Source organism: Clostridium nitrophenolicum, assembly GCF_055391695.1.
In genome coordinates, this window is record NZ_AP042469.1 from 4826710 (window position 1) to 4842347 (window position 15638).

Here is a 15638-nt window from a genome sequence, read left to right on the forward strand (position 1 = left end):
TGTGTAAGCGACTATCTCCAAATCAGCACTCTGTGTAAGTGATCATCTCAAAATCATAGATTTTGGATGCCTACTTAAGATTTGGGATATCTGCTTAAGATTTTGGATGCCTGCTTAAAAGTTTTTCTTACTATCTATCATAATAGTAACAGGACCATCATTTTCTATTGTCACTTTCATATCAGCGCCAAACTTCCCTGTTTCTACCTTGGAAACTTCCTGCTTGCACTGTCTTACAAATTCTTCATACATTTTTTCTGCATCATCACCGCCTAAAGCTTCTATAAAGCTTGGTCGGCGACCTTTTCTGCAGTCTCCATATAGAGTAAACTGTGAAACTACTAGTAATTCACCAGATATATCCATAAGTGACTTATTAAGTTTTCCATCTTCATCTTCGAATATTCTTAAATTTAATATTTTATCTTTCATGTAACTTATGTCTTCAGCGGTATCTTCTTTAGATATACCAAGCAAAACATTTAATCCTTTTTGTATTTCTCCAATTTTCTCCCCATTTACTTCCACTTTAGAGTATTTAGCTCTCTGCACTACTGCGCGCATATAATCACCCCTTATAAGCCTTTCACATATTAATTTTTTGTTCTATAAACATCAAGAACCCCTTTAAGTCTTTTTATCTTTTTCATTACATCCTTGAGGTCTTCAATAGCAATTATTTTTAATTTAATATTTATTAGAGCTATCCCATTTTTAGCAGGTTTAGCATTTACCGCATAAAGTGATGTTTTACTACCACTTATTATTTCCATTGACTCAGCTAGCAGGCCTTCTCTATCTTCAGCCTTAATCTGTATTTCCGCTACATATTCAGCACCCTTTGGCCTACCCCAGCTTACTTCAACAAGTTTATTGTCTTCATTTTTTAATAAGTAATCAATATTTTTACAGTCTTCTCTATGGATTGATACTCCCCTACCTTTTGTTATATAGCCAACAATCTCATCTCCCGGTACTGGATTGCAGCATTTTGCAAACCTTACAAGTACATTTGTCTCACCTTTGACAATTATACCTGGTGCTTTAACTTTTGATTTATTATTATGTTGCTTATTGTTTCTATTCAGCTGCTCTTGTATAACTCTCCATTCATTAACATCAGGCTTAGCAGACTTTGAATAAAGCTCCTTTAGTTTTCCAACTACAGTAGATGAAACAACAGCTCCTATTCCAACGGCTGCATATAAATCATCTATAGAATTCATGTTGTATTTTTTTAATATGTTATCTAAAATTTCACCTTTGGCAAATTCTCCAAAGTTGCATCCCTGCTTTTTAGTTTCTCTTTCTAAAAGATCCTTACCCTTTTCAATATTTTCTTCTCTCTTTGCTCTTTTAAACCATGCTCTTATTTTACTTTTGGCCTGATTGCTTTTAACAAGACTCAACCAATCTATACTAGGCCCCTTTGGAGTGCTGGATGCAAGTATTTCAACAATCTCTCCCGTTTTAAGGTGATATTCCAGCGGAACCATCTTTCCATTTACCTTTGCACCAACGCATCTGTTTCCAATATCAGTATGAATCTTATATGCAAAGTCTATAGGCGTAGCATCATTAGGTAAATTTATTACACTACCTTTAGGTGTAAATACAAATACCTCATCTGAAAATAAATCAATTTTAAAGCCTTCCATAAATTCTTCTGCATCAGAGGTTTCTCCTTGCCATTCAAGAATTTCTCTAAGCCATGTAAGTTTCTTATCTATATCTTCAGCATTTTCAACGCCTTCTTTATATTTCCAATGGGCTGCTATACCATATTCTGCTGTCTTATGCATTTCAAAAGTTCTAATCTGTATCTCAAAAGGTTTGCCCTGCGGCCCTATTACTGTTGAGTGAAGAGACTGGTACATATTAGGCTTAGGCATAGCGATATAGTCTTTAAATCTTCCCGGTATAGGCTTATATATAGTATGAACTATTCCTAGAACTGCATAGCAATCCTTAACTGTATCAACAAGTATTCTAAATGCAGTTAGATCAAATATTTGATCTATAGTTCTATTTTTCTTGACCATTTTTCTGTATATGCTGTAAAAATGCTTTGGCCTTCCATCTATATCTGATGGTATCCCTGACTTATCAAGACTTTCTCTAAGCTGATTTAATACTAACTGTATATAGTCTTCTCTTTCAACTCTTTTTTCAGCTATTTTTCTTACTATAAAGTAGTATTCATTCGGATTCATATATCTAAAAGCCAAATCTTCTAATTCCCACTTTATCTTAAACATACCCAATCTGTGCGCAAGTGGAGCATAAATATCAAAAGTTTCCTTTGCCTTCTCTTTTTGCTTTTCCACAGGCATGTATTTTAAGGTTCTCATATTGTGAAGTCTATCTGCTAACTTGATTAGTATTACTCTAATATCCTTAGCCATAGCAAGCAGCATCTTTCTTACGTTATCCGCCTGCTGCTCTTCTTTTGTTTTGTATTTTATTTTTCCGAGTTTAGTTACACCTTCCACAAGATTTGCAACTTCCTCGCTAAACTCTTTACTTATTTCTTCGTGAGTATAATTTGTATCTTCTATTACATCATGCAGCAGTCCTGCTGTAATAGTGCTGGTATCCATGCCCATATCTGCCAATATGCCTGCTACTTCTACTGGATGCATTATATATGGCTCGCCTGATTCACGTCTTTGATCCTTATGTGCATCATAGGCAAGATTATATGCTTTTTTTACCATATCTTTATCTATATTACTACAATTCTTATCAATTTTTTCTATCAATTTTACCAGCATATTACTACTCCCTTAAAATTAAAATCAATGGCTGGTTAACAAAACCAGCCATTATTTTTTATTAATATTATATTATATACTGTAGAAACTTGCAATTTTAAATTTGATACACTTAAATTTCATATTGAACTAGAGATTTTATATCGTATTTTTTTAATTTTTCTCTTCCATTTAACTCTGTTAACTCCATTACGAAATCTATAGATACAACCTCTCCTCTAACTTGTTCTACAAGTTTTGCAACGGAAGATATAGTTCCTCCAGTAGCCAACAGATCGTCTACTATTGCAACTCTCTGTCCTGGTTTTATTGCATCCTTATGTATTTCCAGTTCATCGCTGCCATACTCTAAATCGTAACTCATGCTTATAGTATCATAAGGAAGCTTTCCTTTCTTTCTTACCGGTATAAAACCTACACCTAGAGCATAAGCTACTGGCGCTCCAAATAAAAATCCTCTAGCTTCAGGACCAATAACAACATCTATGTTTTTATCCTTTAAATGTTCTGCTATTTTGTCTATTGTATATTTATATGCATTACCATCCTGTAATATTGTAGTCACATCTTTAAAGCTTATGCCTTCCTTTGGAAATCCTTCTATAACTCTTATTTTTTCCTTTAAATCCACTTGTATTCCCCCTCTAAATAGCATATACACAATTTTGAAAATATTAACAAAAACACTTTCTAATTTATATATTAATTATTGACATGTATTCAAGTTTTTAAAATGCTTTCCTATAGAATGAATAGTTCATTTCCTCTTATTTCATTTTTTAAGTATTTAGCTATTTGTTCAGCCCTATCCATATTGGCAGTGGTAAAAAGCTCTATTGCTATTCTAGCATTGTCCACATATCTTCTATTTTTCATTGAAGGTATTATGCTATGTGCTAACATATAGAGGTTTTCTTTGTTTATGTTAGCAACGTTATATATCTTTATTAAAGCTTTAAACCCATAATTATTTGTATAGTTTAAGTGATACATCCCTTGACTAACCATTATCTTATTTTCACCTTTTACTGAAGCACATTTCGAAAGAGTCCCTAACATAACTAAATCCAGATATTTATTGATACATTTCATTTGATAGTACATAGATACTGCTTGTGCAAGCTTAAAAGCAATTCCAACTGCAGTTAAATCTTTAAAAGGATACCTACATCCTTTTTGATTGGGATTGATTACAACAGTCTCAGGTAAAGCACCTTTACATTTATGATAATCTGTTATAATAACATCTATTCCTAATTCTTTACACAATTCTACTTCATCTACTGAATTAATACCGCATCCTACAGTAATTATTAAACTTGCCCCTAAAAAATTTATGTGATTTTTTATAATATCAGAATTTATACTAAAGTCTTCGTCCATGTCATCTGAAATAAAATATTCAACATCTGCATTTAAATATTTTAGAACAAGCAGTAATAAGGATACAGACGTTATGCAATCTAGATCATAGTAACCATAAATTACAATTTTTTCTCTTTCGTTTACTGCTTTTATTATTCTTTTTAGGGATTCTCCCATCCCTTTTAAAAGGAACGGATCACGTCTGCCAAAAACCCTAGAATAATATATATTTCTTTCGTGTCTCTCCATCATATAATCCTCCAAAATTATCGAAAGCATATATATTATATATGATATTGTCGTTTTTTACAATTACTTTGTAAATAGAATATTAACGGTAAAAAGATCTAGAGCATTTTATACTCTAGATCTTTCCAGTTTATGATAACAAAATAATACTTTAAATACATTTTTTAATTTGTAGGCTTTAATTCTCCAACCTTTCTCTTCTTAGCAAAACGTTTCTTTAGTATTACCCAGAAAGGTGTAGCTATACACAAAGATGAATAACAACCTGTAATGATACCAATCAAAATAGGCTCTGAAAAGTTTCTTACGGAAGGTACTAATATATACACAGATGTTAATGTTATTACAACTGTTAATACTGTATTTATAGACCTTGCCAGAGTCTGAGTTAAACTAGCATTTGCAACTATTGTAGCATCTACTCTTCTCATACTCTTTTCATTTTCCCTTATTCTATCAAAAACAACTATAGTATCATGCACCGAGAAACCAATAACTGTAAGTGCTGCTGCTATAAAGCTTGAATCTATAGGTACTCTAAGTACAGCATAAACAGACAACATTACAAGTACATTATGAATAAGAGAAATAATCGCTGCCGCACCAAACTTAATTTCAAATCTAAATCCTATATATATAAATATAAACACGATAGCAACTGCCACTGCTTGCAGTGCTTTAACTCTAGCTTCTTTTCCTATAGCAGCTCCTATTTGTTCTTGATTTATAAGACTGCTATCTTTATATTTAGCTTTTACATCTTTTAATATATTGCTAACATCATCACTGGTTAAAGTAGCACTTTTTATTTCTATTGATGTATTGTTGACTTTATTGGATTGAATATCAGAGGCATACTTTTTAGTTATGCTGTCTATATCTGATTTATTGAAATCTTTTCCAACACTTATTTCCACCACAGTACCGCCTTTGAAGTCTAGACCATATTCTAAGCCTTTTGTGACCATGGTAAACACACCTATTAGAATTACTATGAGGGATATTGAAAACCATATTTTTGTTTTTTCTATGATTTTAAGCATATTATTTTACCCCCCTTCTAAAGTCATGTACTCCAAAGGTTCCTATTGTCCATTCTTTCTTAAACCAACCCATATCTGCTACCAAATTCATTAATGTTCTCGTTACTGTTATAGCTGTAAACATACTTAACGCAACACCTATTATTAGTGTAAGCGCAAATCCTTTTACAGAACCTGAACCAACACTGTAAAGTACTAAACCTGTAAGAATAGAAGTTATATTAGAGTCAAGTATTGATGTCATAGCTCTATGGAATCCTGAATCTATAGAAGCTTTAATAGACTTTCCACTTTTAAGTTCTTCTTTTGTTCTCTCAAATATAAGTATATTAGCATCAACCGCCATACCTACTGTAAGAAGGAATCCAGCGATACCTGCCAATGTTAAAGTAACATTTACACTAGCAAAAGCAAAAAGTACTAAGTATATATATAATGTTAATGCTATACTAGCAATAATTCCTGGAACTCTATAATATAAAATCATAAATAGCATTACTAATCCTATACCAATTTCACCAGCCAATACACTTAACGGAAGAGCATTAGCACCTAAGGATGCACCTATTACTTTACTTTGTACATTTTTAATTGGAACAGGTAGTGCTCCTGAATTAATTATATTAGCCTCTTTCTTTGCTTCATCAAGGCTTTTACTACCGGAAATTTCAGCTTTACCATCAGTTATATGTGCATCAACTCTTGGAGCTGTAAGTTCCTGATCATCCATAGTGATTGCTATAGTTTGACCCATAAACTTTTGTGTAGCATCAGCAAATTTCTTTTTTCCTGTATCATTAAGCTCAAGACCAACTTTAGCTTGGCTATCCGAACCTATATATGCTGAAGCCTTTTTAACATCTTTACCAGTAAGAATGACCTGCTTATCAGGACCTACAAATTTTAATTCACCAGTTTTAGCAATACCATCTACTACTTCTTTAGCATCAAATTTTCCTGGTATTTCTATTCTTATTCTTTTTTGTCCTTCTCTTGTAACGACAGTTTCACTTACCCCTAACTTGTTAACTCTCATTGATAAAAGCTCTACAGTTCTATTTATAGTATCTTCATCAACTTTGTCAGCCTGAATTTCTTCTAAGACAGAAACTCCTCCTTGAAGATCTAGTCCTTTATTTATAACTTCATTAAAAGACTTAAGCCTATAATCTCCTATTGTAACACCGTATGCACCTGAGTAAGCTAAAAAGCCTATTACAAGTATACATAGGAAAAACAAAGCGGTACTTCTTCCTGCTGAACTTTTTCCTCTATTTCTCATTTTTATCCTCCTTTGTTAATAATGGGATATTCCTTTTTTACATGTATTTACATTAGCCATTATATTACTTATAAACAAACCAGTCAATATATAGAAGTGTAACTTCTATGTAAAAACATGACTTAATAGAAATAATGTCGCTATTACTTTTGCATAATTTTTGATTTTAATGCAATAGCACATTCAATTCTCTTCTTCTGCATTTTACAACCAATATGATATGGAACATTCATATCTTTATTAAAATTATAGTTATTTGCCTGACATCCTCCACTGCAATAGAATCTTGCCCAACAATTCTTACACTCTGGTTTATTATAGATATGTGCAGCTTTAAATTTATTAGCTATTTCCTTATTTAGGTCACAATTTGTTAAAACATCTCCCATTTTAAAATTTTCATTACCTACAAATTGATGACAAGGATATATTTCTCCATCTGGAGTTATAGCTACGTACTCATGACCTGCTCCACAACCAGATATTCTTTTATATACACAAGGTCCACCTTGTAAGTCTATATTAAAATGATAGAATTTAAATTCTGTACCCTCTTTATGACGTTTTATCATTTCTTCATAAAGTTTATCATACTGTTCAAATATAACGGTTAGGTCTTCTTCTCTTAATGATAGCGGATGCTCATCTGGAAGTACTACCGGTTCTACTGAAACCTCATCAAAACCTTGGTCTGCTAAATATTTTACATCTTCAAAGAAATCAGTATTTTCTCTTGTAAATGTTCCTCTAGCATAGTATTGTTTAGATTTATCTCTCATCTCTACCATTTTCTTTATCTTAGGCATTATTGCATCATAGGAACCGCTTCCATCTACTCTAACTCTAACTTTATCATTTATCTCTTTTCTTCCATCTATGCTTAAGACTATATTTCCCATATTTTTATCTAAGTAGTTCATTATTTCATCATTTAATAATGTTGCATTAGTTGTCATTGTAAATCTTATATTTTTATTATGAACTTTTTCCTGTTCTTTTGCATATTCCACTATCTCTTTAATTGTATCAAATGCCATTAATGGCTCTCCACCGAATAAATCTACTTCTATATTCTTTCTAGGTCCAGATTTTTCTATGACAAAATCAATAGCTTTCTTACCTATTTCTGGTGTCATTAATTTTCTGCAACCTTTATATTCTCCCTCATCAGCAAAACAATATTTACATCTTAAATTACAATCGTGAGCTATATTTAAACATAAAGCTTTAATAAATGATTCAGACTTATCAGTGCTTAAAGCTATACTCTCATATAAATCTTTTGAATACAAAATTCCATCCTTTATTAACTGTTCTAATTCGTCATAAGCTTCCTCAATATCTTCTACCAGATACTTGTCCTTATATTTGTTAACAAGCTCATTCTTGTCTCTCAATCCCTCTTCATCTAAAATATCATATACTAATTCGTCTACTATATGTACTGATCCAGAGTTCACATCTATCACATAATACTCTCCACCCTGGATAAACTTATGAATATCTGCCAAGTTCTTTTCCTCCCTAAACTAAATAGTCATTATTATTCTGAAAATTATTCCACAAATGTCCACTTAAATTTAAAGCAGTAACATAATGTTACTGCTTGAATTTATATTAATTTTCGCAAGCTAAGTTAGCAACTGTACAAGAAGTTTTACATGCTGATTGGCATGAGTTAGCACATTCTTTGCATCCTGGCTTCTTTAAGCTATCTTTTATATTTGTTCTGTTTATAGTTTTTATATGTTTCATATAAAATTCCTCCATTCATAAAGTTTTCCGTTTGATTATAACACAAACTTTCAACAAAATAAAGTTAATTAATAAACAAGTTGTTTAATATTAACAGTTCGTTAAAGGTTTATTCCAAGCATTCCAGACATCATACCTACTAGTATTGCAAGTGAAAATCTCTCTATTCTATTGACTCCTATCACTGCAGAGTTGCCGGATATTACAGAAACCAAATAAAGTATTAATAAGTATAGAACAGTAACCATCATGCCTATAAGCCAGCCTCGTCTCTTCACCTTTTTTACTGCATATATAGACCCATACATTATGCTAAGTAATGTTGTAATTAGGTAAAAAGCTGAACTTGTTTTTTCATTGATATCAATGAACGTCATTATTACTGCAAAAATCAGTAATAATACTACAGTTAAAATAAATCCCCTTAGCACGCCTTCTGCGGCAGGAAGATAGCTTATGTTTTTTTCCACTTTAAAACACCCCCATCTAATAGTATCTATGTAGAGAGAAGGTGTTTTATGATTAAATCTAAGCTTCTTTTTTATTTTCAGTTTTAGTATTATCTACTTTTTTATTATCTTCATTTTTATTTGAAGATTCATAAGGTTCAACTTCTGAAAGTAGGTTTAAAACTCCTGTTTTATCTAGTTTTATTCTAACTTTATCTGGACCAGTTTGTAGTATTATAAATCTATCCTGCACATTTATTATTTTCCCTATTATACCACCTTTAGTCATAATTTCATCATTAACTTTAAGGTTATCTAGCATTGCTCTGTATCTCTTTTTTCTCTTGCCTTCTGGTACAAATATCATTAAGTAAAATACAACAATAGCAAATATCCATGGACTAAACTGCATTAATGTCTTAGTCATTTAACTCACCTCCCTTTTTATAAGTTTATGTTATTAAGCTGAACATTAACTGTCTAACTTAGTAACTATTACAAATTTCAGAATTTTAATAGCCGCTTAATAGATTTTCTACATATAGGATTAAAAATCCTCTATTAAGCAGACATCTAAAATCTGTGATTTTGTGATGATCGCTTACTCATTCGACGAAAGGAGAAGGAGTTTCATTTATATAACCACTATTCTAAGCTCTTCCGCCCCACTGCTCAAGTTTCTGCTTCTTATATTCCTTAAAATAGTTACCATCAATAGCATCTCTTATCTCTTGCATAAGATTATTATAAAAATATAAATTGTGTAATACGCAAAGTCTCATAGCAAGCATTTCTTTTGCTTTAAATAAATGCCTTATATAAGCTCTTGAGTAATGCCTACAGGTTGGGCACTGACATCCTTCATCTATAGGACTATCATCAAGCTCAAATTTTGCATTTAGCAAGTTTATCTTTCCCTCTTTAGTAAATACATGCCCATGTCGTCCATTCCTTGCAGGAAGTACACAATCAAAAAAGTCTACTCCTCTATCTACCGCTTCAAGTATATTACTTGGTATTCCAACCCCCATCAAATATATAGGCTTATCTTCTGGAAGATACGGAACTACTGCATCTATAATTCTATACATTTCTTCATGGGTTTCACCAACCGCTAACCCTCCTATTGCATATCCATCAAGATTCATTTTAGTTATTTCTTTAGCATGCTCTATTCTTATATCTTCATAAACTCCGCCCTGATTTATACCAAAAAGCATCTGCTTCTTATTTATAGTTTCCGGTAAGGAATTTAATCTATCCATCTCATCTTTGCATCTTTTAAGCCATCTAGTAGTTCTTGCTACTGATTTTTCTACATAATCCCTTGGAGAAGGGTTTGGTATACATTCATCAAAAGCCATAGCAATAGTTGACGCTAGATTACTTTGTATTTTCATACTTTCTTCTGGTCCCATAAATATTCTTTTTCCATCTATATGAGAATTAAAGTATACACCTTCTTCTTTAATTTTTCTCATTTGCGACAAGGAAAATACCTGGAATCCACCTGAGTCTGTTAATATAGGTCTATCCCAATTCATAAACTTATGCAATCCACCCATTTTACTAACTACATCATCACCTGGTCTTAGATGAAGATGATATGTATTGGAAAGTTCAACTTGACACCCTATTTCTTTTAAATCCATACTTGATACTGCACCTTTTATGGCTGCTAAGGTTCCAACATTCATAAATACTGGAGTCTGAACTACACCATGAGGAGTAGTAAACTCACCTCTTCTAGCCTTTCCATCTTTCTTTAGTAACTTATACATTTAAACACTCCTTCTTGCGTATTACTTACTTGATAAACATAGCGTCTCCGAAACTAAAAAACCTATATTCTTCTTTAACTGCTGTTTCATAGGCTTTCATAACATTATCTCTTCCAGCCAAAGCACTCACTAGCATTATTAAAGTAGATTGAGGAAGATGAAAATTTGTAATTAGATTATCTACAACTTTATATTTGTAACCTGGATATATAAATATATCGGTCCATCCAGACTGCTCTCTTACCTTACCACTTTCATCACCTATAGTTTCTAAAGTTCTGCTAGATGTAGTTCCTACTGCTATTACCTTTTTTCCATTTTCCTTTGTACTATTTATTATATCTGCTGTTTCTTTAGACATGCTATAGTATTCTGAATGCATATTGTGCGCTTCAATCTCTTCAACTTTTACAGGTCTAAATGTTCCAAGTCCTACATGAAGTGTTAAAAATGCTAATTTAACACCTTTTGCTCTGATTTTATCTAAAAGTTCTTCAGTAAAGTGTAACCCTGCAGTAGGCGCTGCAGCAGATCCCTGTTCCTTAGAATAAACAGTTTGATACATCTCTTTATCTTCTAGTTTTTCCTTTATGTAAGGAGGTAATGGCATTTGTCCAAGTTTATCAAGCACCTGTTCAAATATGCCTTCATACTCAAATTTAACTATTCTGCTGCCTTCTTCTCCCATACCTATAACTTCTGCCGTAAGTTCTCCGCATCCAAATTGAAATCTCGTTCCAATTTGAGCTCTTTTCCCTGGTTTAACTAAAGTTTCCCAAGTATCTATATCAACTCTTTTTAATAGTAAAAATTCTATTTTTCCACCAGTACCTTCTTTAGAACCAATCAGCCTTGCAGGAAGTACTCTTGTATCATTTAATACAAGACAATCTCCAGCTTCTAAGTAATTAATTATATCTTTAAATACTTTATGTTCAATTTCACCTGTCTTCTTATCCAATATCATTAATCTAGCTTCATCCCTTTTTTCTATTGGATATTGAGCAATTAATTCTTCAGGCAAATAAAAATCAAAATCTGTAACTTTCAAAGTTTTTCATCCTCCGCTTCTCTTATCTAAGGCATCTAAAAAGTTATTTTTTGAAGATGCCTTAGAGCATTCTTAACTGTTATTTTCTCTATTATCAAAGATAGAGAACTGCTCATCTGTCTTTTGACTTACACTAGAGGATTTTTTGTTTCTTTTTAGATGCTTATATGCCATATCTGAAACAACCCTTCCCCTTGGTGTTCTTATTATAAAACCTTTTTGAAGAAGATAAGGTTCATATACATCTTGAATTGTATCTAGTTCTTCTCCAATAAAATAGGACAATGTTTCTATACCTACAGGACCTCCATTAAAATTATCTATTATAGCCGTCAAAATTTTATTATCTATACTATCAAAACCTTCAGTATCAACATCCAGAAGTTCTAATGCCTGTTGAGCGATCTTCATGTCTATTATTCCATTTCCTTTAACTTCTGAATAGTCTCTGACTCTTTTTAATAACCTATTTGCTATTCTTGGAGTTCCTCGGGATCTTCTTCCTATTTCAATGGCAGCCTCATCATCAATCTCAACATTAAGTATTTTAGCTGATCTTACTATAATCTCTTTAAGCTCGTCAGTATCATAATACTCCATTGGACATAATACACCAAATCTATCTCTTAATGGTGATGTTAAAAGTCCTACTCTTGTAGTTGCTCCAATAAGAGTAAACTTAGCCAAATCAAGTCTTATAGATTTTGCCGATGCTCCTTTTCCTATTATAATATCTAACGAATAATCCTCCATTGCAGGGTATAATATTTCCTCAACACTTCTATTTAATCTATGTATTTCATCAATAAATAGAACATCGTTATCATTTAGACTTGTAAGAATTGCAGCTAAATCACCGGCTCTTTCAATGGCTGGTCCGGAGGTTACTTTTAACGTTCCTCCCATCTCTACCGCTATAATGTTGGCCAAAGTAGTTTTACCTAAACCTGGAGGACCATAGAGCAATACATGGTCTAAAGCCTCTTTTCTTTTTTTAGCTGCTTCTATAAATATCTTTAGCTTTCCTTTTACCTTTTTCTGACCAATATACTCACTAATTTTTTGAGGTCTTAAGCTGTATTCATTATCCTTATCTTCATCTATATTTACAGGTGTTACAATCCTATTCTCCATAAGCTATCCCACCAATCCTAACTCATTAAAAACTTTAATGAACTTTTTATTATGTTCTCTAATGATTCTTTTTTATCTACAGATTCTAAAGCTTTTTTCGCTTCTTTTTCCGAATATCCCAGTGTGACAAGTGCCTCTAGTGCCTCTGAAACACTTTCTCGGTTTTCAGCTATAATTATTTCTTTATTATCCAGCGATAAAAGTTCGTTCGGCATTATTTTATCCTTAAGTTCTAATATAATCCTCTGAGCCATTTTCTTGCCTACGCCTTGAGCTTTAGTTATTGTTTTTTCATCGCCAGATAAAATAGCATATTTCAAATTACTTACATTACTTATCGATAAAAGAGAAAGTGCTGCTTTAGCTCCCACTCCACTTATAGTTAGAAGTAATTTAAACATATCGAGTTCTTCTTTAGTTAAAAATCCATATAATCCAATAAAATCTTCTCTTACAATTTGTTGAAGGTAGAGTAGTGCATCTTCTCCATTTTTCGGAAGCTTAGCTAAAGTACTTCCAGAGGTATGTATCTTATATCCAATACCACTATTTTCAACTACTATGTAATCCTTATTCATTCCTACATATGTTCCTTTTATATATTCATACATAGTATTTCCTCCTTTTAGTCGGAACACTGAGCAATTAAGATTACTCGCTCCCGCTCGCTAATTGCTCGTTAAAGCCCATTTAGGGCTTTAACCTCCTAAAACTATATTAATTGGGTTCCCTGCTTATATTACTTTACCATTTTAATAAGTTTAATTCAAGTAAACAAAAACACCTTGAGGCCTATTATTCATAGTCCTCAAGGCGTGCCTCTGCATCTTCTCGTGTGTCACACTGGAAGTATTTATCTCCCTTGGTTAAAAGCTGAATATCCGCTTGTTTTAATTTATCAATCTTAATATCTGTAATATCTCTCTTTTCGTTTTCTATGGTCATATTGCCATCTTTATCTGTCTTATATATAGCAATAAACCCATCTTTTATACCTAAAACATATTTATTCGGAGCGTATTTATCAACTTTCTTCATTAAAATAACCTGTAGAGAGTTTATATTTTGTACTTCATATCCATCATCCTTATACATTTCTTCGATATCGCTTTTCTTCTTCCCAGCTAGGCTTCCAACAGGTTCTTCTTTTTCTACAACAACATCTCCACTTTTATCATATTTAATTTTAAATACCATGCTAGCATTACGTGAAACTATTCCATCTCCATTAGAGTTTGCAGCTAAGCTATCTACTCCGCCTTCTTTGCCAGCATTTATTTCATATTTATTATTCCTTATATTTGCATTTCTTAGTTTATTTATACATATATAATAGCTTAAAGTAAATATTGAAATAGTCAGCATAACTAACATAAATGTTCTTATTTTTCTTTTATCCATAATATCCCTCCTTGTGAATATTATGGACAATTACCTTGTATGTTATTCATTTTTATGCATGTTTTTATAACAAATTAATTAGTAACAAAATATCTGACGCATCTTTGACTTGTTATTTTATTTCAGATGCCTAAGTAATAAAATTATTTTTTAAAGAAACAATATTTATATAACATTATTATATATACGGAGGTTAAAGTCCTAAATGGACTTTAACGGGTAATTTTGCTGGTGGGAACGAGCAAAATTACCCAGTGTTCCGACTAAAAGGAGGAATAAATCATGAAACAAAAATATTCTGTAATAATTGTAGATGATAATAACTCTTGTACAGTTAAGCAAGTAAGCCAAAATACCTATGATCACATACATAACATGGTAAAAAAAGATGCAGATGACATGAAAATTCTTAACAGTCTTACAGAAATAACTACCACAGAAGATAACATTTTATTAAATGGTGTCAGCACAAATGAAGCTATAGATTATTTGTCAGATGCTGGTCAAAATTATGTTATAGTTCGCTCTCGTTAGCACTCATATGTAAATAAGAAAAACACTCTTTTATTTAGGCTATATACCAATATAAAAGAGTGTTATATCTATTCATTCCTAACCTTCAAATTCCTCTGGGAACTCAGCGTTATGATAAACGTCTTGAACGTCATCATCATCCTCAAGCTTATCTATAAGCTTTTGAACTAAAGCTGCTGTTTCCATATCTACTTCACTAGTAGTATCAGGTATCATTGTTACTTCTGCTGATAAAAATTCATATCCAGCGCCTTCTAAGGATTCTCTAACTGTACCAAAATCCTCTGGAGCAGTAGTTATTTCAAATATTTCTTCTGTTGCATTGAAATCTTCTGCACCTGCATCTAAAGCTTGCATCATTATTTCATCTTCATCTATGCTATCTTGTCTTTCTATAACAATTTGACCTTTCTTTTGGAACATGAAAGATACACATCCGCTAGAACCAAGATTTCCTCCACACTTTGTAAAAGCTGATCTTACGTTTCCCGCACTTCTGTTTTTGTTATCAGTTAAAACATTTACTATAACTGCAACTCCTGCTGGACCATATCCTTCGTAAACTATTTCTTCATAGTTTACACCTTCCATTTCTCCAGCACCTTTTTTAATTGCTCTCATTATTGTATCTTGAGGCATATTATTTGCTTTTGCCTTAGCAACAACGTCTCTTAGCTTACTATTAGTATCTAAGTTTGATCCACCATTCTTAGATGCTATTGCTATTTCTTTACCTATCTTAGTAAATATTTTACCTTTTTTAGCATCCATTTTACCTTTTTTAGCTTGTATATTATGCCACTTTGAATGTCCAGACATC

The 15638-nt window shown here is 32.2% G+C and carries 17 protein-coding genes; 1 reads left to right on the top strand and 16 read right to left on the bottom strand.

Features of this window, described 5'->3' with window-relative positions; all coding sequences use genetic code 11:
• Positions 1-114: 114 nt before the first annotated feature.
• The 15 genes from dtd to ACZ5N4_RS22970 form a co-directional block, all read right to left on the bottom strand.
• On the bottom strand, positions 115-564 hold the full coding sequence (gene dtd / locus ACZ5N4_RS22900; protein WP_464204790.1) for a D-aminoacyl-tRNA deacylase: 450 nt from the start codon (positions 562-564) through the stop codon (positions 115-117).
• 29 nt (positions 565-593) lie between these two features.
• A complete protein-coding gene (locus ACZ5N4_RS22905) occupies positions 594-2774 on the bottom strand; it encodes a RelA/SpoT family protein (RefSeq protein WP_464204791.1) in 2181 nt (726 codons plus the stop codon).
• Positions 2775-2886: 112 nt separating this feature from the next.
• On the bottom strand, positions 2887-3429 hold the full coding sequence (locus ACZ5N4_RS22910) for an adenine phosphoribosyltransferase (RefSeq protein ID WP_464204792.1): 543 nt from the start codon (positions 3427-3429) through the stop codon (positions 2887-2889).
• A gap of 86 nt (positions 3430-3515) precedes the next feature.
• Positions 3516-4388 (bottom strand): DHH family phosphoesterase, encoded by an 873-nt coding sequence (locus ACZ5N4_RS22915; RefSeq protein WP_464204793.1) that lies wholly within the window; start codon positions 4386-4388, stop codon positions 3516-3518.
• Positions 4389-4552: 164 nt separating this feature from the next.
• A complete protein-coding gene (gene secF / locus ACZ5N4_RS22920; protein WP_464204794.1) occupies positions 4553-5431 on the bottom strand; it encodes a protein translocase subunit SecF in 879 nt (292 codons plus the stop codon).
• Between the two features lies 1 nt (position 5432).
• Complete coding sequence (secD, locus tag ACZ5N4_RS22925; protein ID WP_464204795.1) at positions 5433-6713, bottom strand: protein translocase subunit SecD; 1281 nt, start codon at positions 6711-6713, stop codon at positions 5433-5435.
• A 143-nt stretch (positions 6714-6856) separates the two neighbouring features.
• Complete coding sequence (scfB, locus tag ACZ5N4_RS22930; RefSeq protein ID WP_464204796.1) at positions 6857-8224, bottom strand: thioether cross-link-forming SCIFF peptide maturase; 1368 nt, start codon at positions 8222-8224, stop codon at positions 6857-6859.
• Between the two features lie 106 nt (positions 8225-8330).
• Positions 8331-8468: a six-cysteine ranthipeptide SCIFF gene (gene scfA, locus ACZ5N4_RS22935; RefSeq protein ID WP_178905865.1), complete on the bottom strand. Its 138-nt coding sequence runs from the start codon at positions 8466-8468 to the stop codon at positions 8331-8333.
• Between the two features lie 101 nt (positions 8469-8569).
• Positions 8570-8938, bottom strand: coding sequence for a TIGR04086 family membrane protein (locus ACZ5N4_RS22940; RefSeq protein WP_308039985.1), 369 nt, complete (start codon positions 8936-8938; stop codon positions 8570-8572).
• 58 nt (positions 8939-8996) lie between these two features.
• Positions 8997-9344, bottom strand: a complete 348-nt coding sequence (yajC, locus tag ACZ5N4_RS22945) for a preprotein translocase subunit YajC (RefSeq protein ID WP_464204797.1) — start codon at positions 9342-9344, stop codon at positions 8997-8999.
• A 223-nt stretch (positions 9345-9567) separates the two neighbouring features.
• Entirely contained in the window at positions 9568-10698 is a 1131-nt protein-coding gene (tgt, locus tag ACZ5N4_RS22950; RefSeq protein ID WP_464204798.1) for a tRNA guanosine(34) transglycosylase Tgt, read from the bottom strand.
• A 25-nt stretch (positions 10699-10723) separates the two neighbouring features.
• Positions 10724-11749 carry a tRNA preQ1(34) S-adenosylmethionine ribosyltransferase-isomerase QueA gene (gene queA, locus ACZ5N4_RS22955; RefSeq protein ID WP_464204799.1) on the bottom strand — a complete coding sequence of 342 codons (1026 nt, stop codon included), beginning with the start codon at positions 11747-11749 and terminating at the stop codon, positions 10724-10726.
• Positions 11750-11821: 72 nt separating this feature from the next.
• Positions 11822-12883, bottom strand: a complete 1062-nt coding sequence (ruvB, locus tag ACZ5N4_RS22960; protein ID WP_464204800.1) for a Holliday junction branch migration DNA helicase RuvB — start codon at positions 12881-12883, stop codon at positions 11822-11824.
• Between the two features lie 17 nt (positions 12884-12900).
• Positions 12901-13494 carry a Holliday junction branch migration protein RuvA gene (gene ruvA, locus ACZ5N4_RS22965; RefSeq protein ID WP_464204801.1) on the bottom strand — a complete coding sequence of 198 codons (594 nt, stop codon included), beginning with the start codon at positions 13492-13494 and terminating at the stop codon, positions 12901-12903.
• Between the two features lie 184 nt (positions 13495-13678).
• On the bottom strand, positions 13679-14284 hold the full coding sequence (locus ACZ5N4_RS22970) for a hypothetical protein (RefSeq protein ID WP_464204802.1): 606 nt from the start codon (positions 14282-14284) through the stop codon (positions 13679-13681).
• A gap of 282 nt (positions 14285-14566) precedes the next feature.
• Between ACZ5N4_RS22970 and ACZ5N4_RS22975 the strand changes: the two genes are divergently transcribed.
• Positions 14567-14818: a hypothetical protein gene (locus ACZ5N4_RS22975; RefSeq protein ID WP_464204803.1), complete on the top strand. Its 252-nt coding sequence runs from the start codon at positions 14567-14569 to the stop codon at positions 14816-14818.
• 78 nt (positions 14819-14896) lie between these two features.
• Here ACZ5N4_RS22975 and ACZ5N4_RS22980 read toward each other — a convergent pair whose 3' ends face one another.
• The gene (locus ACZ5N4_RS22980) at positions 14897-15637 is read right to left on the bottom strand and encodes a YebC/PmpR family DNA-binding transcriptional regulator (RefSeq protein ID WP_464204804.1); all 741 of its coding nucleotides are present in this window, start codon (positions 15635-15637) and stop codon (positions 14897-14899) included.
• Position 15638 lies beyond the last annotated feature (1 nt).